This window comes from Chromobacterium sp. IIBBL 290-4 (genome assembly GCF_024207115.1).
Taxonomy (GTDB): domain Bacteria; phylum Pseudomonadota; class Gammaproteobacteria; order Burkholderiales; family Chromobacteriaceae; genus Chromobacterium.
In genome coordinates this window covers 1,307,996-1,330,922 of sequence record NZ_CP100128.1, presented here as the reverse complement: position 1 = coordinate 1,330,922, position 22,927 = coordinate 1,307,996, and the positions used below count along the sequence as shown (strand labels likewise).

Genomic DNA, 22,927 nt, shown 5'->3' with positions numbered 1-22,927 from the left:
AAGGGTGAGTGCGCCCCCAAGGTGCCGCCACGCCGCTGCCCACCCCTACACGGGGTTCTCAGCGGCCGCCGTGCCCGGATGGGCCGCGGCGGCTGCGGCTTACAGCACGCCGGTCAGCCGGCTGAGCGACGCTTCCATCCGCTTGTCCAGCGGGCGCAACAGTTCGATCAAGCGGCTGGACGGCAGGCGCACGTCGTCGCCCAGGCAAGTCAGCAGATCGATCAAGGCCTGCACGCCCAGCTGGCCGTGGGCCAGGTGGCAGATGGTTTCCACCACCGCGTCCTCAATGTCGCGGCACAGATGCGCCAGCTGCGCCGCCGGCACGCGGGCGCAGGCCTGCGGTTTGCGGGCTAGCTGGTCCTGCAAGGCGGCAAAGGCATCATGCAGCCTATGCATGGCCAGCAGGCTGGGCTGAGACAAAGAGGCAGACGCCCCGGAACGGAGCAAAGGGCTGGGGGATACGGCAAGGTGAGACGCACTGCGGGAAATGCTTGTCATGGCAAGATTCTCCGAGATTTAGGTGCTCGCCTGCATCTCCGACGCCAATCGGTGGGTGGCAGGCTCATGGCGGGATTGGCGTTACCGGAATCTCGGAACCGGCGCATCTAGGATGCTCCCACCAAGGCCCGCCATAAATTGCACGTAGCAATGGTGTGAGGACTGGAGCTTTCGCTGCAGTCCGCCGAGATTCTTCGGGACGCCAATCCCGGTGCCGATATTGAACGGCACGGAATCCATTATCTAGTGAGAAGGGACTGCTGGCAAGCTAATAAGCAAGTAGGAAATTAAAAAAATAGAGAGAATTCAATGGGCTATGTCAATTTCACCATGCTTCTTCATTGTGTAGTGTGCAATGAAAATAAGAGAGTTATGCGTTGAGCGAATGAATAGTCATGAATTTGATGGTGAGTAAAGAATAACCGATAAGTACTGAGGTTTGACATTGATCTGGAATTGTAAGTGTTGCTTATGTCATAGTAATGGGTGTGCAACTTAACCTAAGGATCAATTCGACCAGGATAAATGTACTGGTTTGTATAGTTTCAATTGAATATAAGTGGAAGAAATCCAACAGCAGAATTGTTGGTTAAGCCTTGTTTTGTCGTGGGTAAAACTAATACAGTAAAAGGAGACTGCAGGTATATATGGTGGAAGTGGTAAAAGTTAAATTGCACCTCTAAATAAACTGCGGCAGTATTTATTTTTATTGGTAGTTCTGGTGAAAAATATGATTATTATGATTTGGGTCAGTGTGAAAATGAAAGAATTGTAAAGGCCTCAATACCTAGTGGATCGTATTGAGCGCGGTTAGTTTCAGATAACTCATCTAGAGGATGAAGCAACTTACAACAAGTTTGATCCACTTTGGCAGCAAGTTGTTTTAACACAGGATAGTGCCATGTCAATTTTAGGATTAGTAGAGAAGGATGAAGTAATTATGCGATCCAAATTAGTGATGTGTTGTTGATTAGATAGAAAATTATGCATCAGTGATTCCAATCAAAATATATTAATTTATTTGAATGTAGACATAGTGATCTCTGCAAAATATAATTAATCATTATTATCTTTATCTTGGATCGATATGACGGTTTATGTCGATAACGTAAGAATCAAGTGGCGGGGGCGTCAATGGTGCCATTTGGTTGCAGATAGCTTAGATGAGCTGCATAGGTTTGCTGTCTCTATAGGATTAAAAAAAGCGTGGTTTCAATGTAATGCATCATATCCTCATTATGATATTACTATCGAGCGTCGCGAAATTGCATTGCAATTAGGGGCTCTCGAAGGTAAACGCTCAGATATTATTAAATGCGGTAAGATATTAAAAGCTGAGCAAAGTTTTATCATGTTTGAAAAGGAGAGGCAGTTGACTCTTTTTTAGTGGAGAAATAAATGAACATAGTAGGTGAGAGCCTAGATGATTTATTAATTAAGACTTATAAAAAACTCCTAAGTAAGAAAGCTGAATTTGTCAATAGCGTTAAGGCTACAAAGGGAGAGAATAGAGAAATACTAGGAGCAACATTACATCTTAAAGATCCACGCGCAAGAGTTAGCAGGTCAGAAACTAAAGGTACTATATTTAGTTGCTTAGGGGAGCTGCTATGGTATTTAGCTGGAGAAGATCAGTTAGAATTTATCGAATATTATATTGAAAAGTACAGTCAATTTGCAGAGGAAAATTTGGTAATTCATGGCGCATATGGGCCAAGAATTTTCCGTGGCCCACAAAATCAGTTTGATATTGTTAGAAATAAGCTTAAATCTCATGATGGTACTAGAAAAGCTGTTATACAAATATTCGATGCTAAGGATCTACTGAGGTCTTACAAGGATGTTCCCTGTACATGTTGCTTACAGTTTTTTGTGAGAAACTCGAAATTAGATTTGATTGTGTTTATGCGATCTAGTGATGCATTCATGGGGCTTCCACATGATATTTTCGCATTTACGATGATACAGGAAGTTATGGCTAGATCTATTGGGTGCGATATTGGAACATATCGCCATATGGCAGGTAGCTTGCATTTATATGATAAAAATTTTCAATCTGCAAAAAGGTATATTGAAGAGGGGTATCAGTCCAATATGCCAATGCCAATAATGCCTGTAGGAGATCCTTGGCCGAGCATAAAAAAAGTTTTAGATTTAGAAGAGAAAATACGTAGAGGAGAGCGGATTCTAATACCAGATGATCTGGACCGATATTGGTCAGATCTAGTCAGGGTATTGTTATTTTACTCAAACTCGAAAGCTAAAAGAAGAACAAAGAGAAATGTAGAGATGGCTGAAAGTATAATTAGTACTATCAGCTTTCCTGAAGTATATAATATTTATTTGGAGACGCGGAAGAGAAAAGATAGTAAAAAAATAAATACTTTAGATCAGCCAGAGTTGGATTTCTTTGATTTTATAAATGGTGAAAAAAATGAAATTTAGATTTGATTTAAAAGATAAGGAATTAGTTTATTATGAAAATATAATGGCTGGATTTGATAAGTTTGAAAGATATGAATTTCCACTGTTGGGAATTGAGCAGCAAGACCGACGGCATGTTCTTAGTTGCCAACTAGTCGAAAGTTTGAGGCGTGGTCGATATATAAAGGCTATATCAGAGAGAAAAGCGTGTGGAATGAGAAGGGATCCAGATAGCACTCTTTTTGATCCGGAGAGAGCTGCGGTTTTTTTTCGAGATGAGGGAAATATAGAAGAAGCATTTTGGCTAGTTTTTTTAGCCACTCACTTTGGTAAACATCGAATAAATGGTTGGAAAACGCTTAGATTTTTCTACTATGGAAATGGTCCAGAGCATAATTGGACATGGAGAAATACATGCAATAATGTTGTTCAGTTAAAAGAATGGTTAATTGCGAATCATAGTCGCATAAATTATGGGTTTGGGAATCATAGAAAATATGAATCTCTCGATGTTGCTAAAGAAAATAGCACCTTTTTTGTTATTCAATCATACATTGATTGGATTATTGGATATGGTAATCATCAAGCCATGCTGGACTCCACTAGGGATGTAGGCCTTTCTTCCCCTGAAGAGCTATTTCATTTTTTTTACAGCTCATTGTCATGTGTAAAAAGATTTGGACGATTAGGTAAATTTGATTATTTGTCCCTGCTTGGGAATTTAAAACTTGTGGATGTAAAGGCTGGTTCAATGTACTTGAGTAATGCAACTGGACCATTAAAAGGGGCTCGATTGTTGTTTGAAAATTCAACATTGTCCACTATTAAGGTAAGTGATGTTGATGAGAAATCAATTTTATTAGATCAATATATAAAAGTCGGAATGCAGCCATTGGAAGACGCACTATGCAATTGGCAAAAATCGCCAAGTGAGTTTATTGCATTCAGAGGTTAATACTGATTTTTTCTTTCAGTTTATTTAAATGATGTCTTGGTAAAAGGCCACGATATTGAAGTTGTCCTACAATAATGCCTGGTGCTATATTAATCTTTTTTGCAAACTTTAATATGGATCTATAATTTGGCTGTAAGTTTATAAGTTGTTCTTGATAGTGTGGCGGTATCAAGGTGTTTTGAGAAAAGATATTAGCTTCTATTTCGTGAGGGTGGTGTTGATTTGAAAGTGAGTCATAATCTAAGAATGTTGACTTAGAACTATGCAAGATGAGATGTCCGATTTCATGAAAAAGCGTGAACCAAAAGTGATCATTGGTTCCATAGCGGCCGCTTTGTAGGATCATGGCTTTATTATTACTTAAAAAAGTAGTGACGCCACTGACGCGACAGCCGGTAATTGTTTTTTCAATGACGAATGCAACGCCGCATTCGGCAAGTATCTTTTGAACGATGGGTAGGTAAGCTAGTGGATCTTTTATAATTGTTAGATTCCGTAACCGTGAAATGCTATCGTTAAGAATTTCCTTACTCCAAGGGCGGCATGTAATTTTTTCTGCACAAACTTCACCTTGCCTTATCCAAGCAATTGTTGAGTAAATATCTTCATCTAGTTTTTTTGAAGCCCGAAATGCACTGGCAGCGATTTTTCTACTGTAGATATTTTCCCATTCTTCTGCTGAGCGTGCTGAAAAGAAGGATAAGATGCTTTCAAGAGAGTCTAGCTTATCATCTAGCCATCCTCTTTTTCTCATTTCTCGAACTGGGAATTTTTTTGCCCATTGAGTTAGGGATTCCTTTTCTTTTAGTTGTTCAATTTTTATCAAATCTTCTCGATAATTACTTTCTCGTATTAGCCAAAAATCAGAGCTACCACCAAGGTGCTTAGACAGTAGTTCTGCAATTCTCACAGTAATGACAACATCACCTCTCAGTAGTTGATCAGTTTCGCGTAGCCCTAAATTGATAAAGTTAGCTAACTCAGTCTTTTCAATATTTTTGATATTGATTAAGTCCGTGATAGTGGCTCCTGGTGAGGAGGTCCAGTGTGGATTGAATTCACTACTTTCGCTCATTTTATATCCTTTACTCTGATGAGCCTAATTCGAATGATTTCATCCCAGGAGTGTGGCGGTATGCTATCAGCTAAATGGCCTGACTCAATTTCTAAGAAGTATGGCTGATGAAGATAAATTCTTTTTTTAAGGGGGGTCGACGTCGGCAAAAAGAGTGGAGAGGGTAAGTCAGAGACTCTTTTTGCAGCTCGTAAATCATTGACGCGATTTATTAACGCTGAAACTATTGGCTCAGAGTAACTTTTTAATGCTTGCTGCTTGTCTTCGCATATGGCCTTTAGTCGTAGACTCTTAAATGAAATTTCCAAAGTTATCTTCTTTTAAAAAATATATCAGTTAGTGATACGATTAGATAAAGAAAAATACTTTAATGCATTAAATCTACTGAGGTTAACAAAGTCTCACGCATTGACAGTCTAAATTAAAATCAAATGCCAATGGAGAAACAGCCACCATACGGTAGCTGTTTATTAAGCAAGCAAATATTGTGGAAGTTAATCTTTTAAATATAACCTAATAGGGTAAAATTTGTAGGATCCCATCTTCCTCTAGATGAGCCCCACGGCAGATCAACGGGGTTCTAGACGAAAGTGGGACGGAGGCGGTACGGGCGTCCCATCTTCCTGGATTATCCTCTCCCAGGCCTTCAGTCGCCGCTGCACCGTGTCCCGCCACTTGATCGGGTCCCCCACCTGGTACCTTTCTATAAAACGCCCAAGCGCATCGGTGCGAGTATATACCAGTTGGCGGCAAGCTTCGATGCTGGTGCCGCGCAGCGGGTAGATGGCTAAGTGTTTGAGCATGTTCATCACTTTTCTGGGAGAGCGGCCGGTCAGGTCTGCGATCTCGGTGCCGAAGATGTACTGCCGCAGGAAGCGGTCGACATCCGCTTTGCGCACCCTGGAGCCTTGGTGCTTCTGGTTGCCCAGCTTGTGCGAGCGGATGTAATCGTTCTGCGTCAGCCAGTACGCCACCTGCTGCTTCACGCCCAACACTTCGGCTAATTCCGGGATGGTGACCCAGTTGGCTCGATCCGTGGGGAGACTGGCTCGCCACTGCTGCAGGGCCTTGCGCTTGAACACCCAGCGCGTGATCCCGGTCTTGCCGATGAGAGTGGCGCAGACGGCCAGTTTGCCGGCCTGGACCTCCTCAACCAGCGACACGACTTCGTCGGCATTCCACTGCCAATAGTGCAGCACGTCGGCCAGCGAAGTTTCATCTTCGTCGAGGGAGTAAATCCGCGGCAGTTCCTCGCCGAACTCGGCCAACTGGTAGACCTCCGAGCTTGAAATGCACCACGGCAGCAAGGTCTGATCGTTGACCCGGCGGGCGGAGGGGAACAGCAGCTTCAGGATCCGTCGCATCCGCACTTTGCCCAGGCCCAGTACCTCCATAGCCTTGGTCATGGTGATTTCCCCGGCGAGCTCTTCCTCCACCTGGATCAGCCGGTCTTTGCGTACCATCAGGAAGCGGCGGCCTTTACTGCTGATGGTTTCCTGCCCCTCCAGTTGTCCGGATCGGATCAGGTAGCGCAGCCGCGCCATGGAGATGCCAAGTCGGTTGGCGGCGGCCTTGCCTGGAATCCACTGGATGTTTTCCAGGACCTCGAGGGTGAACCGGCGATTCCGTCTCGCTACGCCGCCTTTCCAACGTTGCGTCACCCATTGCTCGAAAGCTTCGCGAACTGGGTGGTAAACGCCATCGCGCAGTCCGCCATCGTAAAGGTAGCGATAAGCCTCCTCAAACACGGTGTTCAGGCTGATCTGTGGATCCCCGCTGGACGTTTGCAGGGCGTCGAGGGCGGCGTGGAACTTGTCGGGCCAGAAAACCAGCATCTCCGCAGCCAATGAGGTGATGGGCCAGGACACTTCCAGCAAGCCCGCATTCATGATTTTGAGTGGTTTGAGCGTGGCAACCGGATTCAGATAAGTACCCAGGTAGCGGATTAGGCGCTGTACCTGCCCCAGAGTAAGTCCTTGGAAAGGATAGCCATGCGCTTGTGGGACCATTTGCTGTAACAGCATCTGTTCCAGCGTTTCTGCCAGCAGAATGGCGGCCACAGGCGCTTCTTCCGGGATCTCCTGACGCAGATCGGCGCCGCAGTTGCAACGGAGCAGGCTGTCCCGGTGCCAGGTCAGCGACTCGCCGCAACTGGAGCAATGGTCCACCAGCCAGGTGCCGTGTCTGGGGCAGGTGTCGAAAAACAGCAGCTCCCAGCCGATCCGCCACCTAGCTTCCTCCGCCAGGCAGTACGGGCAGTGCCGGGCGAAGCGTCGGTTCCAAATGCTGGGCTGATGTCGCACCAACTCGGCCACGTGGCGAACATGGCTGTGCAGCTCTGGATAAAGCGGGTCAGGGGGCAGCAGCTGTTGCTGCCGCAAGGCCTCCGGGGTGAAGGCGATGCCGAGCTGTTCTAGGTCTCGCAGGCTCATGAAGTTAGCCTCGGCCAGTCGGAACAGGTAGCCGATAGGCCCCTCGGTTCGGGTTGGGTGAGGCCGGATCAGCAAGCTGGGGGCATCTTGCCAGGGGATGGTGCTGTCATGCATGGATCACGCCTCCTTTGCTCTGATGCAGGCCCAGCTTGATGGCTACCGGCGAGCCGACTGGGTCCTTGCGGGTATGTGGGTAGAACATCTCGCCGGGGCGAGTGAGCGGGCGTAGCAACGACTCGGGATGGAAGGGATTCAGCGTGTCGGGCACGTCTTTCCAGATCCGCTCGCGAAAGCTGGCGGCCAGCACATCCAGCGATAGCGTGTTGAGGCCGGCCAGGTTGGCGGCGCAAACCGCGCCCTCCAGCAGCTTGATGGTGTAGTCGAGCAGGCCGAAACTGGCGGTATGAATGCGCCGCGCCAGGTTGGCCTCATGCAAGGGAATCTCGCAGCCCAGCGGCAGGCAGGGGGCGATGCCTTTGAGCAGCCCCCGGTATTCCAAGAAATCCGCCTCATCGTCGAGCTGGAACGGATCCATGGGGATGCACTGCGAGAACCGGCGCGACAACTGCTCGTTGCTGCGGATCACCAGCTCGGCTGCCGACAGCCCGCACGCCACCATGCCTACGCCGGTACTCTCCAGCAGGTTCTTCAGCCAATCGGTGACATCCCGAAATGCCGTCGCGCTGGGGGTATAGAACAGATGCTGGAACTCATCGATCAGCAGCAACTCCACACCGCATTGCGAGAAGAAGTCGACCAGCCGGGTGGTTTTCTCGGGGGCGGTGCCGCGGTGCGACTTCCGGTCCCCCATGGCCTCCAGGATGGCGCCCGCGAGACTGCGTACCGTCGGCGACGACGGCACTCGCACGATGAGGACCGGAATCCGAGTGCGCTGCGTCTCAAAACTGCGTGGTGACTGCGCTTCATACGCCCGGAGGACGGTGCTTTTGCCGGCACCGGAGGGGCCGATCAATAGCACGCCGCCGCCCACGCCATGCGCGCGGCGACGGTGATGCAGTTCGGCGATCTGGAACAGCGCGTGGCGAAAGCGTTGGTGGTAGATGGGTTCCAACTGCAGCTTGTAGCCCAGCACCTTGTCGGACGTGTAGCCGGCGTTCGGGGCGAACTGCCGCATCAGGTCGAGCGGATCCATCACGCGCCTCCCTTCTTGGCTGACACCGACAGCTCCGGCAGCTCATCCTGCAGTCCGTCCGGCAAGGTGTCTGGAACGGCGACTTTGCGGGTTTTGACGGGTTTTCTGGCGGCGACCAGCGGATCCTGTTTTTCCAGCACCGCTTCGCTGTTGAGGTTGAATTGGCGCGCGCCGGACTTCCGGTAGCCCATCTTCTTGTGCTGCAGCGCCGCCTGCGCCAGTTCTTGGATCTCGCGTTTCGCCTCCAGCAAATCCGGGGTGTTGCACAGCTCGCCGAAGCGCTTGCGGGCATGGGCGCGGATGGTGCGGTGCATTTCCCGAGGCAGCCCCTCGGCGTATTCCATGTCCCGCGCCGGAACGCGCAGATACGCCTTGCTGTCCGGATCCAGTACATGAATGTGGCCGACATCATCCTCGTAGGTTTTGATCTCCACGGGAACGTTTTTGCCGAAGCGCCGGCGGATCAACTGCACGTGATGGTCGTTGTAATGCAGGCCTTCGAACTCGATGCCGTAGTGGAACAGCGTCCGGCTCGCCGGAATGCCGGCGATCAGCTCCAACTGCTGTGGATCGGTTGGCAGCGCAATCGGCGTCCGATTGGCCGATTCCTGCCAGCGGTCCAGCGGCCGCCCCTTAATGCCGCGGTGCGGCGTGACGTTGTAGACATCGACAATCCAGCGCACCAACAAACGCGTCAGCGTGGCCATGTCCAGGCAGGCCTGTTTTTCTGCCGGGTAGTCGCCGCGCTCCTTCGGATTAGAAAACGTGGTGCCTGGCAGGGTGTGGATAAGGTCCACGCTCATCGTCCGGATAAACCGTTCAATCGCGCCTTTTTCCCACGAGACTTTCGAGCCGCAGAACAGCATCACGATGCTCATCTCCAGGCAGGCCTGTTCAAAACCGGTGCTGTGCAGATCCGGGCCATTGTCGACGGCAACCAACTGCGGAATGCCGTAGGCTGGCCACGGGTGCTTGATATCGGCCCACTGATTGAGCAGATCCTCCTTGGGCAAGATGGCGCGCCGCAGGCACTGCAACAGCGAGTTGGCGGAAGGGGCACCAATGCTGATATAGAAACCCATGATCATCCGGGAGTATTGGTCGATCGCCACGGTAATCCACGGCCTGCCCAGTGCTAGCCCTGTCACGAGGTCGATGATGATGATATCCAGCGGGGTATGGTCGATCTCGATCCGTTCCAAAATGGCCTGGGTCTCCACACGGCCGATCGCGACGCGGTATTTCATGCGCACAGCCTCGGCACCTTCGCGAGCCAGATCGACCAGGTCCTGCTGTAGCGCCTCCAGCCAGCGGTATACCGTGGAGCGGCCGGGGCATCTCATCTGCTCCTCAGGGGATAACGTCTGGTTGATGGCCTCGGTACGCGCTTTCATCCGCTGGTAGACCGCCACTTTCGGCAGCTTGTTGTCGGTGAGATAGACCTCGGCAATGACCTGCTCGAACAGTTGGTAGCCTGGTTTGTGCTGATGGACTGACGCCGGTCGATTCCAGGGAATCAGCTTCAGAATGGAGCGGGTGGTTCGGTAACGCCGCCACCAGTCCGATACGGTCGATGCGCAAGGTGGGTACTTGTCATCGATCTCGCCGGCTAGCTGACTGATGCGCGTCTCCCAGGCCGACCTGTTGTACGGTGTGTGGTCGGGATCGATGCCCTGCAGATAATGCAGGCGGCGCCGGGCAATGGCCTGGAGTTTGAGTGGATAGGTCGACAGATCGCGCGGCGTCACGAGATAGATCGCCTCGCCGAGGTTGGCCAATGACGCCTCGTCGATGATCCACTCTTGGGACTGCCAGCGTTGCAAGATTTCCGCGGAGGTCAGTGTCAGAACCTCGCCTTCGCCTGAGAGCAGTTGCAGCTTGCCGCTGGCTAGCCGGCGGTCGAGCTCCCAGCGAGTCTGTCCCTGCAGGAAGCCCAGGCCGTGTTTAAAAGTAAATCGTTGCATGGCGCTCTCCCGCAGGTAGTTGAACGAGGGAGGCCGGCGCGAGGGGCTGTGTCAGGTCGACATAGAGTCGAGCTTGCGCGATCAGGCTGTAGGTGACGTCGGGACCGAACCGCTCCAGGCATTGCGCCAAGGGGAGGGATTCGGTCAGATAGAAGGCCGCAGCAAGCTGGCTGCGGGTTGGGAGGGGGCTCGCGGGATGGTTGTAGTGATACAGCAGTGTTTGCAGGGTGCGGAACAGGGGGACCTGCCGGATTGCTGTATCGGTTAGCAGACGGTAGTCCAGACCTTGCGCCTGCATCTGCTCGGCAATCTGGCTGTACTTCGTTTTGACCCTGGGGCGGGTTAGTTCGGACGAGGGCTTGATCTCAATGAACAGCGTCCGTTCATCGTGTAGCGAGGCCCACAGATCCGGGATATGGGCACGGATGGCCTCCCCGTCCCAATAGGCCAATTCTTCGGGTTGCTCCTGGTAGGCCACCACGCCAGGTGATAGCTCCAGCAACAGCAGGGCATCGCGTTCCAGCAGCGACTCCCATGCCACCATTCGCTTCATTTTTTTGGAGGGGAAATAGCCACGGATGTGCCTACCCCTACGGGTGACGACTCGTCGTACTCGCATCGTATTCTCCCGGCTGCGCCGGCAAGACCTCTCCCTGCGCAGTCACGCATCTGTTGGAAAGTTGGCCCAAAAAGGACGTGAAAATCCGCCGTTCAGTTGGAAACTGACCGTTTTGGGTCGAAAACAGTGGGGAATGGCTTGACCGCTAGGATGCGCGAGACGATACTTTGCTTGTCGAGGGCAAAAGATTCGTCTTTTGCATCAAAGGGGTAGCCGTCTGGTTACCCTTTTACATTTCAGCTTCTCCTTCTCGCTTTGGTTGATCTGGATCCGACTCAGGGTGTGCCTCCTGGCCAGCCCTTCGTTCCATAGGCCTTTCATTCCTTGTCAGCATGGACCTCTTGGTCCTCCTCCGACCGTGATGGCACGCGTGGACTACTCTGCGTCGCGAGCCAGCGGGCCACGTCGTGCGTGAGCGCAAAGTAGCCCCGGCGGCCTTCAATCTCGAATTCTCCAACAGGAAGCAATTTGCGCGCGCGTGCTCGGCGGTACGCCGCCGGCGAGGCGTAACCAAAGATCTTCCAGAGCTCGCGACTGGGCAATAAAGGGCCATACAGCTTGGTCAGGCTATCTCTTAGTTCGCCAGTTAAATGCTCTATATCCGCTTGTTTCGCCACGTCACGCTCTTTCAATTCCAGGACTGCTTAATCCTATGCCATCGATTGGCCTTATCATAGGTGGACAAAAAAGCGTACTTAATTTCCACAAATTTTGAAATGCATCTTTATTTTCAATGTATTGAGTAGTATTTTTGAAATTCACACATCGAATTTTCGGCATGGCCTCATGAAAAAATATTTCCTACCGTCGTCGATTAAAGAGCTGAGGGTGCGCTATTGGTACGAGGGTGTGCGCCGGCAGTTGGGAGAAGCGTCGGCTTTCGGCTTGGAGAAGAGGTTTGATCGCAAACAGTCTGATCAGGATGATTCAAAATTGGGATCAACCAAGAAGTGGCCACGTTACAAGAATGGGAGACGGGTACCGCAGTCCAAACTGGTTATGGCGGTCGAGGCAGAGGCTCCCGGGTCATCGAAGGAGTTGGGAAGCGTGCTCTGGTCAGTCCTGCTCGAGGATGAGATATCGCTGCGGAAGGCTCCGCGGTATATCGATCAGTTGGAGTCAGATCTGCGCAGGGCTATAGCTAACTGGAGAAGAGCCGAGGTGGCAGGGACGCGCAACCTGCTGTGGTATAGCCAGGGCCGCACGCTGGTCGGCGCCGGGAATCTTGATGCCTTGGCGGCCTTGGTCCTGATATGGGAGATTTACCGGCATCAAGCGCGTAGTGACGGCATGCGAACCGCGGCGGAGCTGATATACCGCTGCATGCTGGTCGTCGGGGATACGTTCAAGGCCAGGGGCTTACTGGCGGAGTTCTTTGGGGTATTGAACGCAAAGGTTTTCAGTCGCACTATCTGGGAGAATGGCCGGTGTATTTTGGATGCCGAAATGTTTGCCCAGGGCGTAGACCGGCTAAACCATGCGGTCACCACGGTCAGGGATGAGGGGAAATTACAATCCCAGAAGGCGATAGACAGGGTGAAGAAGAGCCTCATCTACGGGAGGAAGGGCTACGATTGTCTGTTCGGACTCGGCATCCCCATTGTGCCTGACTGGCGAGTCGGTCCTCCAACACGAGGGCAACAGCAGGATGGCATGCTTAAGCTTCTGCAGTGGTTGTGGGGCTGGACCCACTTAGCAAACCAAACCATCGGGAAATTTCCTTTCGATGATTTGTGGCAGGACCTTGAAGCTGATATTGAAGTTGAGAGTGTTTTGTGGTGAGCTTATTACTGCTAGGTGCAGGTGCGGCCATGTCTGCAGTGACATCCATCATGATCATTTCTGCTTGTTCTTTGCTGAGGTTGCCTGGTAAGCAAGCCAACCGAGTCGATATGAGCGAGCATCATGCAACGCATGGTGCCAAGGGTGCCCAGGCTTGCTATGGTATTTTTCTACTGCATGATGATAGACGCCCGTGCTGATCAGTGGGGCCAAATCCAGCCGCTTCGGATCCAGATTTTCAGGGCGTTTGCCTAAGAGCTGTAGCAAATACTGGAAATCCTGTTCGGCGTCACAAGCAGCAATACAGTGGCGTGGTGAGGATGCCATCCATGCCTGAAGTGAAGTCTGTGCCTCCGCCCATGTCATGCGGGGGCCGTGAAGGTGTGGTAGTACTTCTCGGCGGACGAATCCAGTGCAGTCTGCATTCTCCCAGTTATCGGTAAGTTCAGCATACCATTCGCGGCGACCATCTTCTGCAACCAGAGCTAGAGAAATCAATAAGGGAGCAGTCTGGAATTGGCCGGTGTATTCGGTGTCGAGGAATAAAAGCATATGTACACGTTATGCTGATATGCATTGTATGCCGATAGATAGGTATCGAACCGGCTTGTACAGATCATGGTGGTGGTAACTAACTCAAACTTGAAGCAGTCGCTGCGGTTAAGCTGTAACCTGGTCTCCACAATCTGATACCAGATGATTATGAACGAGGTTGGCTCCTGCAGACACCGTTACTCGATGATCGGGTTGGCTCATTGCAACTCGCCTCATGAAACCGATTGATTTGTTTCTTTATACCAGATTGTCGCGCCGTAGCTGGAGTCGTGAAAGGCCGGCATGATGTCCCCTTTCTTAAACGACTGACGTGAATCGGTCTGAGCCGGTGTCCACCAGACTCCGCCTTCAGGACATGCGTTTCCACCTTCGCAGCGCAGCCCACTGGCAGGTGCCTCGGCTGGCATTGTTGGTACGGGCTCGGCATCATCAAAACGTGCATACCACTCGAGCGTGTTGGTTTTGGTGAAACCTTCCGCGTCATCCATGCAGCTGTGCAATTGTTCTGGATTCGGTACGCGGATCGGCTTGAGTACCCGGTTAACCTCCACATAGGCGGGTGGGTGGCCGTTTTCCGGTGCTCCGACATCCGGCAATATACCAGCCTGAATGATCAGCCTACCGTTGTTGGTTTCTTGTACGCTGACGTCGGGCAATTGAAGCTGCTGCTTGAGCACGTCCATACCGCCAAGCTGCTCGACGTAGCGCGGCCCAAGCAATGTCAGCCAGCTGACGCCTTTGATGTGGTCTGACAGGTTATCCCCATCAATCAGCGCGGACGAGTCGACCATCAGTCCGCTATAGCGCTGCGCTATTTGAAATTCGTAGGGTTGGAATTGATGGCGATCATAGGGGAGATTGCAGGCCAGACCCGCATAGCCATGGTCAACATCCAGTGTTTCGCAGAAGTAGTTTGCCCACTCTCTGAATTTCTGCTCGCCGTCCGCGTCGGCTAGCAATTGCCATGGCAGCATGATCTTGACGCAAGACATGGCGCCATAGGGATCGCTCTCTGCATTGGAGGTCAGCGCTGAAATGGAATACTCGGCAGCGACTTCGCCGTTTTTCTCACTTTGCAGAACCCAGAAAACAGCCAAACCCTCATCTACGGATCCAGATAGCTTTTCTTTGGCCTTGGCGATGCTGTCTTTGCGCAAGGAGGTAAAACCGCGGCCACTAAAGTCATGGAACTGGCCTTGCAGATGCTCGCCGAATTGCTCGACGAATCGGTCAAAGCAGCCTAGGACCTTATAGCCGGTTTCCCGCTGGCCACCATTTCGGAAGTATACGGTGCAAATCAGTCCCAGCTTGGCCAGCACCAGACCCTCCGGGGTCACGCCATCGATGAAGTCTGCTTGGCTGGCAATGCGCGCATAAGCCTGCATGCGTGGATATTCTTGAACGCTCATTATTTATTATTCCATTTTGCTGTCAGGCGGCAACCAGTGCGCCGCCACCCAGCATCGCGGCAACGGCTGCCCAGGCAGCCGCCCCCATTTCGACCAACGCGGCCAATGCCGCCACCAGCCAGCCACCGAGAATGAACACTACCACAACCCCGGCGACGATGGCCGCCAGGGCGAGCAGGCCCTTACCAATGTCCAGCAGGACCTGCGTCCAGTCTATTTGCCGTAAGGTTTCCAAGGTCAGGTCGGTACAGCGTTGAATCTCCGCCCAGGCTGCGCGCAACTGGGCATTCGTCCAACTGGCGATACGCTGTCCCTGCTCATTGACGAAGTGCCACGATTCACTGGCCTTGTCCTGCAGCCAATGGCCCGCGGTAAACAACCACGGCGCATGCTGCCTCAACTCTTTCTGCACTTTCTCTGACAATTGGCCAACCGCTTGCCGCAAGTCTTTAGCGAGAGTTTTTCCATCTTCTGCCAAGCTGTGTACCAACTGCTTGGCCTCGTCCAACCAGGTTTCGTAAAAGGCCGGATCTGGCAAAGGCTGTGGGCCATACACTGGCACCCGACGGTTCTCGCCACGAGGAATGCCGTCGGCCCTAGGCACGAGCACAGGGGTAGGCTTGGTAACGGGCTGAGTCTGCCTCTGCTTCTCGCCTGGGGGAATCACGTGCAATAGCGTGAAACGATCACGTCCACCTGCGATTTTCTCATAAGCTTTGGCCTGGCTATCACTCAGGCTGTCACCGGGAAATTTCACTTCGACCACGCGATGTAAGTTATCCCCATGCGCGACGCCATCATGATCCGCCGTTGCGCGCCCAGGCCAACGCACCGCCTTGTCTTTCACAATGATCAAGTCCGGTCGGCGCAACCAGCCCTTGCGCATGCCTTTCGGGAAAGGCGTCAACGAATGCCGGCGGTTTGGATCGTTGCCTTGGGTGGTGCTGAGAAAAGGTTTGGGCACGCCTTTCGGATCGACCGGCATGTCAAAGCAGACCTCGGCTTTGTAGTACCACAAGAACTCGTGCAGCCATTCATCGGCAATGATCAAACCGCTCATCACCACTTGGCGCGCATTGATGGTAATCGTCCTGCCTGACTTGCTTACCCCGGTGCGAACGCTGGGTGCCTTGATTGCGGCCTCAGCCTTGGGTTGCAGGTAGGGCTTGTTTTCCGAGACGGGCAGTTTGGCAAACTGCCGGTCCTCTTCCAAACGCGTGACGCCGTTGCCGGCCATTTTAGGTGTCAGGGTGGTCATGCGATTTATCCTTGCTGAGCGTCATCGCGCATTTCAAGCTCCAGCTCATGCGGACCGCCGCCTGCCAGGTGCAAGGTTTCGGTTTTGGCCGGAGCCTTTTCTAGGACCTGCAAGTTCATGCCTTCGGGTTGCCGACTCATGGCGGTCATCGTCCAGCCTTGCTGGTCGGTGTAACCGCTGATGGTGCGGCCACCGGCTTGCTTGATGGCGTATGCCCGACCAATCAACGGCTCGCCAGTTTTCTGGTTTTGCAGTTGGAAGCGACCGCTATAGACTTTGCCGAAGGTGGGCATCCTGTAGTTCAGGCTGGCCGGCCCGCTCAAGTTGTGCTGAGAACCTTTAACGCTGACCGTGCCGGGACAATGTACCTCGATATTGCCGCCGGCGAGGCGGATATAAGCGCCGCCGCCCACGTTGAGCAGGATTTCTTCCTTGGCCGCGATAGTGATGCTGTCCTTGCAGGAGGTGATGGTGACGTCCTTATCCGCCGTCAGCTCCATCGTATCGCTCTGCGCCTGAACCTGTACTTTGCCCTTGGCCGCAATCAGCTTCATGCCGATCTTATCCTTCACGCCGGCCACGAACAGGCTGATGCTCTTGCCCACGTTGTGAATCCAGCGTCGGCCCGTGGAATGGTTGGCGTCGCGCTGGGCGACGAGGTTCAGGTTAGTACCGGCAGTCAAGGTTTGGCTTTGCTCGGTGACGCTGGCGATACCGGCAGGGCCTGACAAAACCAGTTGCGGTTGCTGGCCAGCCTGATCTTTCGCCGTCTTGCCGTCTTTGTCGGTATTGCTGCCGGCTTCCCACGCCGCCAGCGCGTCGAGCTGGTGCTGGAGATGGCCGGTGTCCTTCTTCCCGCTCTTGGCGTTGTCGTCGCCAATCTCATCCGGCCCAGTTTCCATGGTGTCGGCAAGCTGGCCGGCGGCGGTTTCGGCCAGGGCTTGGCTCAGACTCAATGCGGCATCCAGCTGCGATTGAGCATGCTCGCGCGCCAGCTGTTTGCCGCCTGCGCCATTCTGCGCTTCGGTGGACAACAGCAGGCCGTGCGCGGCGCGGATGGCGCCGTGCTGGTCGGTGCGCAGCTCGAAGCCTTCGCCGCGCGGCTGGGCTTTGCCGTTGCTGCGCGGGTGGGTGAGGAAGCCCTGGTTGAGCTGGGTCTTGCCGGATTCGGAGCTGAGCTTGGCGCGCACTTCGCCGGGCGTGTCATCGAACAGCAGCTCGTTGTAGCCGCCGCCCTGGTGTTCTTTACTCTTGATGCCGGACAGCGTCTTGTTGGCGGGCAGACTGCCGGCGCCGCTGAAGTCGGGCGTAGGGTGGCTACCGTTGTACAAGACGCCTGTTATTACGGGACGGTCGATGTCGCCTTCGATGAAGCTGACCAGCACTTCCTGGCCGATGCGCGGGATGAACTGGTGGCCGAAGCCGGCGCCGGCGCTGGGCATGGCCACGCGCAGCCAGCAGCTGGATTTGTCGTCGAGATTGGCGCCGAACTGGACGTGCTCCTCTGGCCGTTGCCAATGGAATTGCACCTTGATGCGGCCTTGGGCATCAGTGTAGATCTCGTCGGCGACTTGGTCTGTCGGCTCGGCCGGGCCGACCACGGTGGCGGTTTGCACGCCGCGCGATTTGGGCTTGGCCAGTGGCGTGTCGGCATAGGCCGGCGTCAACGGAATGCCGCGGCGCTGGGTCTGCAGCGAGGTGGTGAACGGCGCGGCGTCGCTGGGGGCGCCAACGTGCTGGGCCAGATCCTTGGGCAGGTTGTTGCGCACCTGGAAGCTTTGGCCGGTGACCACGAATTCGCGGTGTTGCGGGCTGTCTGTTTCGTGCGCCGGATGGTCGTCCAGGCGGAACCATTCGCCCGGCTGCAAGCCGCGCACGGTGCCGCTGGCGCGGAAGGACTTGGCCTGCAGGTCATGCGCCTGCTGGCGCAGCTGGGCGTAGCGGCCCAGCTGTTCATCGTCGCCGGCGTAATACAGGCCCGGCGCGTCGTATTGCGTGAGGCTGCTTTGCAGCGCCTGGCCGGCTTGGCCTTGTTCGATGCGGCTGCCGTCTTCGCTGTGCTGGGTGGCGACCGGTTTGTAGTCGTAGCTGGCCAGCGCCACGCTGCTGGGCACGATCTGGCGGGTGGCCTGCCATTCGGTCAGGCCGTCTTCGTCTTCGGTGGCGTCGGCGCGGTGGAAACGCACGCGGCTCAAGGGGGCAGCCGGCAGGCTATGCGGATCGTCAAACACCGCCAGCTGTACCTGTGGGCCATCGTCGTCTTGATGGAGGAAACGCCAGGCGTAGCCTTCTTCGTGCAGCAGCCGGACGATGAATTCGTAATCGCTCTCGCGATATTGCAGGCAGTAGCTGCGCGGCCGGGCCGGCTGCACCTGGATGGACAGCGTCTGCACGCGAGCGAAGGCCGGGTTGCTCTGCTGATGTTCGGAGAGGATCTGCTGGATGATGTCCGGCACCGTGATGTCCTGGAACACGCGCGATGTGCGGCGGTGGCGCAGCAGCGCGAACGGCGGTTCGATCGTCAGCTCGTACTTGGCGAAGCCGCCATCCGCACCGGCCAGCCTGGCCTCGCTCACCACGCCGCAACGGATGGACTCGCCGCCTGATGCATCCTCGATGCCGATGCGCGCCGGCTGGCCCAGCAGCGACTTCAGTTCGATATGGGTGTCCGGCGACAAGCAGGTCAGCGTATAGCGGTAAGGTTGGGACAGACCTTCTTCGGCCTGCAGACTCAGCGGCAGCAGCTGCTCGGCTGAGATCTGCCCGGTGCCCAGCCGCAAAGTCAATACCCGTCGATCTTGGCCAAAGGCGGAGGCGAAACTGGCCAACAGTGCGTTCAAATCCATCCGATTCCCAAATAAAAATACCCTCATGGCGAGGGTATGTCATTGAACTGAAAGGAGTCGGGGATTTTATGATTTCATGAAAGCGTCAACAAGCTGGTCTCGTCAGAAAGTCGACAGACTTGCACTAAAGTACAGTGCCAATTTCAAGGTGGTATCCGAAATTGTCGCGATAGACTGTCACGGCCAGCAACAGCACGGGTGCAGGGGGCCACCTCCATCACGCTCATTGATACGCTAAGATACCGTCTTGGTGAAGATTCATGCCTTACGGATCGAGTGAGCGACTTTGAGTCAGAGCCCGTCAGGCAATCAAAAGGATAGTTCGGATGTTGCTGTTCCATTGCACTAAAGATGCCAGTACAGCGCTGAGTAGCAAGCGTAACGGCGTGACCCATTCTTGGGTAAACGATCAGCCTCTGCCAGAGGGTGACACCCCATGGATATGGCAACTACATGCCGTCAAAATCATGCGCCAGACCGTCCTTGTGGCAATGCATGCTGACTCGCGCTTTGCCATGGTGTTCTGGGGGATGAAAAAGGGGGATGGCGAAACCTTGCTGCGGCTATTTTTTGAACGTCTAGCCAACCACCTGTTTTGGCTAGCAGAGGATACTGGAGCGCTAGACGAGTCTAGTTGCGAAACGATGTTCAACCGTCTGATGACCACTCACCATGCTTTTCGCTTCCATGCGAACAGCGACCGCAGCGTGCAGGCGCATATCAATGAAGTCGTGCAGTGTTGTCGTAATGCGGTGGCTGATAACGGATGCTTACCAGACAACTACGAGGAAGCTGCGGGCTTTGAGCAATATCTCAACAGAATGATTCGTAGCGCCCATGGTGGCGATTACTTCTATCCCGATGAAGCTCTACTGCGTGCCTGCCTACGTGACTTTGCCGGCTTCCACGAGTCGCAGTTGCGAAATGTTCAGGAGCAGATGAGAGAAGCCAGAAAACAGAACTTTAAACAGACCTTGCTACAGTATGTAGAGACAAAGGGCTGACCCTTAAGGCGTAATTTACACTGGTTTGAACGCGACAGGCTCACCAGAGTTTTGGCGCTCTTGCGGCAATTCTGCCCCTAAAAGCAGATGTCCGAAGATTGTTGTGTCCGTGTGATAGTATCACCCGATCACAGGGAGTCTTGCATGCGGACCATCATTGGCATTCGTTCGTCAAAATATAGCTCAATCGAGAGTATGACCGCAGGTAATATGCCTACAGTCTGGTTTGACTCTTGGCGTCAACTTGCAGGCGTCTTATCTGACGAAAACCGAGAACTACTACGGCTGATACGTGATAGCCAACCACGTACGGTTGCGGAGCTGTCACAGCTGTCTGGCAGAGCAGCCAGTAACCTCTCTCGCACCCTGCGGAACCTGGAAGGACACGGCCTGGTTCGCATGCACAGAAGTGCGGATACTCGCGCGGTTCGTCCTGAGGCACTCTCAACTGAATTTCTCGTCCTTCTGGGTTGAGGGGCAGAAGTATGCAGCCACGATATATTGAAAAGAACATTTTGGGGCGCTGAGATGGACAAATACCAACTCAGCGAGAGAGATATCTGCACCAAGTTCATCACGCCGGCCATCGTGCAGGCGGGTTGGCTTCAGCATCAATTCCGCGAGGAAGTACCGCTCACGGATGGGCGTGTCATGGTGCGTGGCAACCTCGCTGCACGTATTAAAAATCCCGAGGTCAAAGGAGGCCCAAAGCGCGCTGACTTTGTTCTCTATGCCCGTCCCAATATACCTATCGCAGTAGTCGAGGCCAAACAGGCTCGCTTCTCGGTTGGTCATGGCATGCAGCAAGCGCTGACCTATGCTGAAATGCTTGACGCCCCATTTGCCATCAGCAGCAATGGTGATGGTTTTCTGTTGCACGACCGCACCGGTCTGACACAACCCATTGAACGTGAACTTCCGCTCACTGCCTTCCCTTCCTTGAATGAGCTGTGGCCGCTCTACCAGCAGTGGAAAGGCTTGATTGAAGCATCTGCTGTCAAACTCATCGAGCAACCGTTTTATACGGATGGCAGCGGCAAGGAACCACGCTACTACCAGCGCGTCGCCATCAATCGTGCCATTGAGTCCATTGCAAAAGGACAGCGACGCATACTACTGGTCATGGCCACCGGTACCGGTAAGACCTATACCGCATTCCAGATCATTTGGCGCTTGTGGAAGGCCAAGGCCAAGGAGCGGATTCTGTTTCTGGCAGACCGCAACATCCTGGTTGACCAAACCATGCAGCAGGATTTTGCCCCCTTTGGCGACGTCATGCACAAGGTCAGCAACCGCGAGGCCAAGAAAAACTACGAAATTTATCTGGCGCTCTATCAAGCGGTGACAGGCCGTGAGGAATGGAAGCAGATTTACCGCCAGTTTCCAGCGGATTTTTTCGACTTGGTGGTGATCGACGAATGTCATCGCGGCAGCGCCGCTGATGATTCTGCATGGCGCGACGTGCTCGACTATTTCGGTAGTGCTACGCACTTGGGTCTGACCGCGACACCGAAGGAAACCAGGGATATCAGCAACATCACTTATTTCGGTGAACCGGTTTATACCTACTCATTGAAGCAGGGTATCGAAGATGGTTTCCTTGCACCCTACAAGGTGATTCGCATCTCCACCGACGTTGATGCAGTGGGCTACACGCCAGAGAAAGGCAAGCTCGACAAGCTTGGGCAGCTGGTCGAACAACGTCAGTACAACACCAAGGATTTCGACCGAAATCTGGTGCTAGAAAAACGTACCAAGCTTGTCGCCCGCAAGGTCTGGGAATATCTCAAAGCAACCGACCCGATGGCCAAGACCATCGTTTTCTGCGATGACCAAGACCATGCAGAGCGGATGCGACAAGAGCTGGTCAAACTCATCCCCGCGGCTGCTAGCAACCGCCGCTACGTCATGCGCATCACCGGCGACGATAACGAAGGTAAAGCGCAGCTCTCTTACTTCATAGACAACGACGAACGCTACCCCGTTATTGCTACCACCTCCAAGCTGCTGACCACGGGGGTGGATGCCAAAACTTGCAAGCTCATTGTATTGGACCAGAGCATCAACTCGATGTCTGAGTTCAAACAAATCATCGGCCGTGGAACCCGCCTGCGCGAGGATTACCAAAAGCTCTATTTCACGATTATGGATTTCAAGGGCGCTACACGCCTGTTCGCCGATCCTGACTTTGATGGCGAACCGGTGGAGATTTATGAGCCCCAGCCTGACGACCCGGTGGTGCCGCCTGGAATCCCTGACGAACCCGAGCCGCCACCCTATACCCCTGGCCCGAGGGGTGGTGATGACATGCCACCTGACGGTCATACGGCAGGAGCCGGCGAAGGCCGTGTCAAGTACGTCATCGACGATGTCAGTGTGTGCGTGGCGGTGGAGCGTTCGCAATACCTCGATGCAGATGGCAAGCTCATCACCGAAGACTATCGCGTTCTGCTGAAGGACGACATCAAGAAAACATTGCAGGCCGAATTTGGTAGCATGTCCGACTTCCTGCGCCGCTGGAACAGTGCCGAGCGCAAGCAGGCCGTATTGGAAGAACTTGCCGAACACGGTGTACCACTCGATATCCTGCAACAGGCGGTGGCCAATGGCAGCGAGTTGGATGTGTTCGATCTGGTTGCACACGTTGCCTTTGACCAAAAGCCGCTCACCCGCCGCGAACGCGCAAACAACGTCAAGAAACGCGATGTGTTCGGCAAATACGGTGAGCAGGCCCGTGCCGTGCTTGAAGCCCTGCTGGATAAATTTGCCGACCATGGCGTGCAAGATATTGAAGACGCCAAGGTGTTAGAACTACCGCCCTTTGACCAATTCGGCAGCAAGACCCAGATCCGGCGTGGCATTTTCGGCAGCGTCGAGCAATATACCCAGGCCGTACAAGAGCTTGAAAAGGCACTCTACGACCAAAACGAATTGAAACAGGCTTGATCTTGCA

The 22,927-nt window shown here is 53.6% G+C and carries 18 protein-coding genes; 7 read left to right on the top strand and 11 right to left on the bottom strand.

The window, feature by feature from the left end; all coding sequences use genetic code 11:
- Positions 1-99: 99 nt before the first annotated feature.
- On the bottom strand, positions 100-420 hold the full coding sequence (locus NKT35_RS06175; protein WP_254299845.1) for a DUF1484 domain-containing protein: 321 nt from the start codon (positions 418-420) through the stop codon (positions 100-102).
- Positions 421-1,585: 1,165 nt separating this feature from the next.
- On the opposite strand from NKT35_RS06175, the gene NKT35_RS06170 reads away from it, so the two are divergent.
- The 3 genes from NKT35_RS06170 to NKT35_RS06160 are packed head-to-tail and all read left to right on the top strand — an operon-like array spanning position 1,586 to position 3,877.
- On the top strand, positions 1,586-1,885 hold the full coding sequence (locus tag NKT35_RS06170) for a DUF4031 domain-containing protein (RefSeq protein WP_254299842.1): 300 nt from the start codon (positions 1,586-1,588) through the stop codon (positions 1,883-1,885).
- 11 nt (positions 1,886-1,896) lie between these two features.
- On the top strand, positions 1,897-2,943 hold the full coding sequence (locus tag NKT35_RS06165) for a thymidylate synthase (protein ID WP_254299840.1): 1,047 nt from the start codon (positions 1,897-1,899) through the stop codon (positions 2,941-2,943).
- On the top strand, positions 2,933-3,877 hold the full coding sequence (locus NKT35_RS06160) for an alpha-glutamyl/putrescinyl thymine pyrophosphorylase clade 3 protein (RefSeq protein ID WP_254299838.1): 945 nt from the start codon (positions 2,933-2,935) through the stop codon (positions 3,875-3,877). Before NKT35_RS06165 ends, NKT35_RS06160 begins: the two co-directional genes overlap by 11 nt.
- Here the strand turns inward: NKT35_RS06160 and NKT35_RS06155 are convergent.
- From NKT35_RS06155 to NKT35_RS06130, 6 genes are all read right to left on the bottom strand, one after another.
- The gene (locus NKT35_RS06155) at positions 3,867-4,952 is read right to left on the bottom strand and encodes an ImmA/IrrE family metallo-endopeptidase (protein WP_254299836.1); all 1,086 of its coding nucleotides are present in this window, start codon (positions 4,950-4,952) and stop codon (positions 3,867-3,869) included. The genes NKT35_RS06160 and NKT35_RS06155 overlap by 11 nt on opposite strands.
- A gap of 569 nt (positions 4,953-5,521) precedes the next feature.
- On the bottom strand, positions 5,522-7,498 hold the full coding sequence (locus NKT35_RS06150) for a helix-turn-helix domain-containing protein (protein WP_254299834.1): 1,977 nt from the start codon (positions 7,496-7,498) through the stop codon (positions 5,522-5,524).
- The gene (locus tag NKT35_RS06145) at positions 7,491-8,537 is read right to left on the bottom strand and encodes a TniB family NTP-binding protein (protein WP_254299832.1); all 1,047 of its coding nucleotides are present in this window, start codon (positions 8,535-8,537) and stop codon (positions 7,491-7,493) included. The genes NKT35_RS06150 and NKT35_RS06145 overlap by 8 nt, the downstream gene beginning before the upstream one ends.
- Entirely contained in the window at positions 8,537-10,501 is a 1,965-nt protein-coding gene (locus NKT35_RS06140; protein ID WP_254299830.1) for a TnsB C-terminal domain-containing protein, read from the bottom strand. The genes NKT35_RS06145 and NKT35_RS06140 overlap by 1 nt, the downstream gene beginning before the upstream one ends.
- Positions 10,482-11,120, bottom strand: coding sequence for a TnsA endonuclease N-terminal domain-containing protein (locus NKT35_RS06135; protein WP_254299828.1), 639 nt, complete (start codon positions 11,118-11,120; stop codon positions 10,482-10,484). The genes NKT35_RS06140 and NKT35_RS06135 overlap by 20 nt, the downstream gene beginning before the upstream one ends.
- A gap of 317 nt (positions 11,121-11,437) precedes the next feature.
- Positions 11,438-11,752: a hypothetical protein gene (locus tag NKT35_RS06130; RefSeq protein ID WP_254299826.1), complete on the bottom strand. Its 315-nt coding sequence runs from the start codon at positions 11,750-11,752 to the stop codon at positions 11,438-11,440.
- 154 nt (positions 11,753-11,906) lie between these two features.
- Here NKT35_RS06130 and NKT35_RS06125 point away from each other — a divergent pair, with 154 nt between their 5' ends.
- Positions 11,907-12,902, top strand: a complete 996-nt coding sequence (locus NKT35_RS06125) for a hypothetical protein (RefSeq protein WP_254299825.1) — start codon at positions 11,907-11,909, stop codon at positions 12,900-12,902.
- 54 nt (positions 12,903-12,956) lie between these two features.
- On the opposite strand, the gene NKT35_RS06120 is transcribed toward NKT35_RS06125, so the two are convergent.
- The 4 genes from NKT35_RS06120 to NKT35_RS06105 form a co-directional block, all read right to left on the bottom strand.
- A complete protein-coding gene (locus tag NKT35_RS06120; RefSeq protein WP_254299824.1) occupies positions 12,957-13,454 on the bottom strand; it encodes a hypothetical protein in 498 nt (165 codons plus the stop codon).
- Between the two features lie 215 nt (positions 13,455-13,669).
- Positions 13,670-14,866, bottom strand: a complete 1,197-nt coding sequence (locus tag NKT35_RS06115) for a DUF3396 domain-containing protein (RefSeq protein WP_254299823.1) — start codon at positions 14,864-14,866, stop codon at positions 13,670-13,672.
- Between the two features lie 22 nt (positions 14,867-14,888).
- The gene (locus NKT35_RS06110; protein WP_084194050.1) at positions 14,889-16,124 is read right to left on the bottom strand and encodes a VRR-NUC domain-containing protein; all 1,236 of its coding nucleotides are present in this window, start codon (positions 16,122-16,124) and stop codon (positions 14,889-14,891) included.
- 5 nt (positions 16,125-16,129) lie between these two features.
- Positions 16,130-18,970 (bottom strand): type VI secretion system Vgr family protein, encoded by a 2,841-nt coding sequence (locus NKT35_RS06105; protein WP_254299822.1) that lies wholly within the window; start codon positions 18,968-18,970, stop codon positions 16,130-16,132.
- Between the two features lie 326 nt (positions 18,971-19,296).
- Here NKT35_RS06105 and NKT35_RS06100 point away from each other — a divergent pair, with 326 nt between their 5' ends.
- The 3 genes from NKT35_RS06100 (at position 19,297) to hsdR (ending at position 22,920) form a co-directional block, all read left to right on the top strand.
- Positions 19,297-19,974, top strand: coding sequence for a DUF6933 domain-containing protein (locus tag NKT35_RS06100; RefSeq protein ID WP_254299820.1), 678 nt, complete (start codon positions 19,297-19,299; stop codon positions 19,972-19,974).
- An 87-nt stretch (positions 19,975-20,061) separates the two neighbouring features.
- Positions 20,062-20,448 (top strand): HVO_A0114 family putative DNA-binding protein, encoded by a 387-nt coding sequence (locus NKT35_RS24095; protein WP_371926453.1) that lies wholly within the window; start codon positions 20,062-20,064, stop codon positions 20,446-20,448.
- A 54-nt stretch (positions 20,449-20,502) separates the two neighbouring features.
- A complete protein-coding gene (gene hsdR / locus NKT35_RS06095; protein ID WP_254299817.1) occupies positions 20,503-22,920 on the top strand; it encodes an EcoAI/FtnUII family type I restriction enzme subunit R in 2,418 nt (805 codons plus the stop codon).
- The last annotated feature ends 7 nt before the right edge of the window (positions 22,921-22,927 follow it).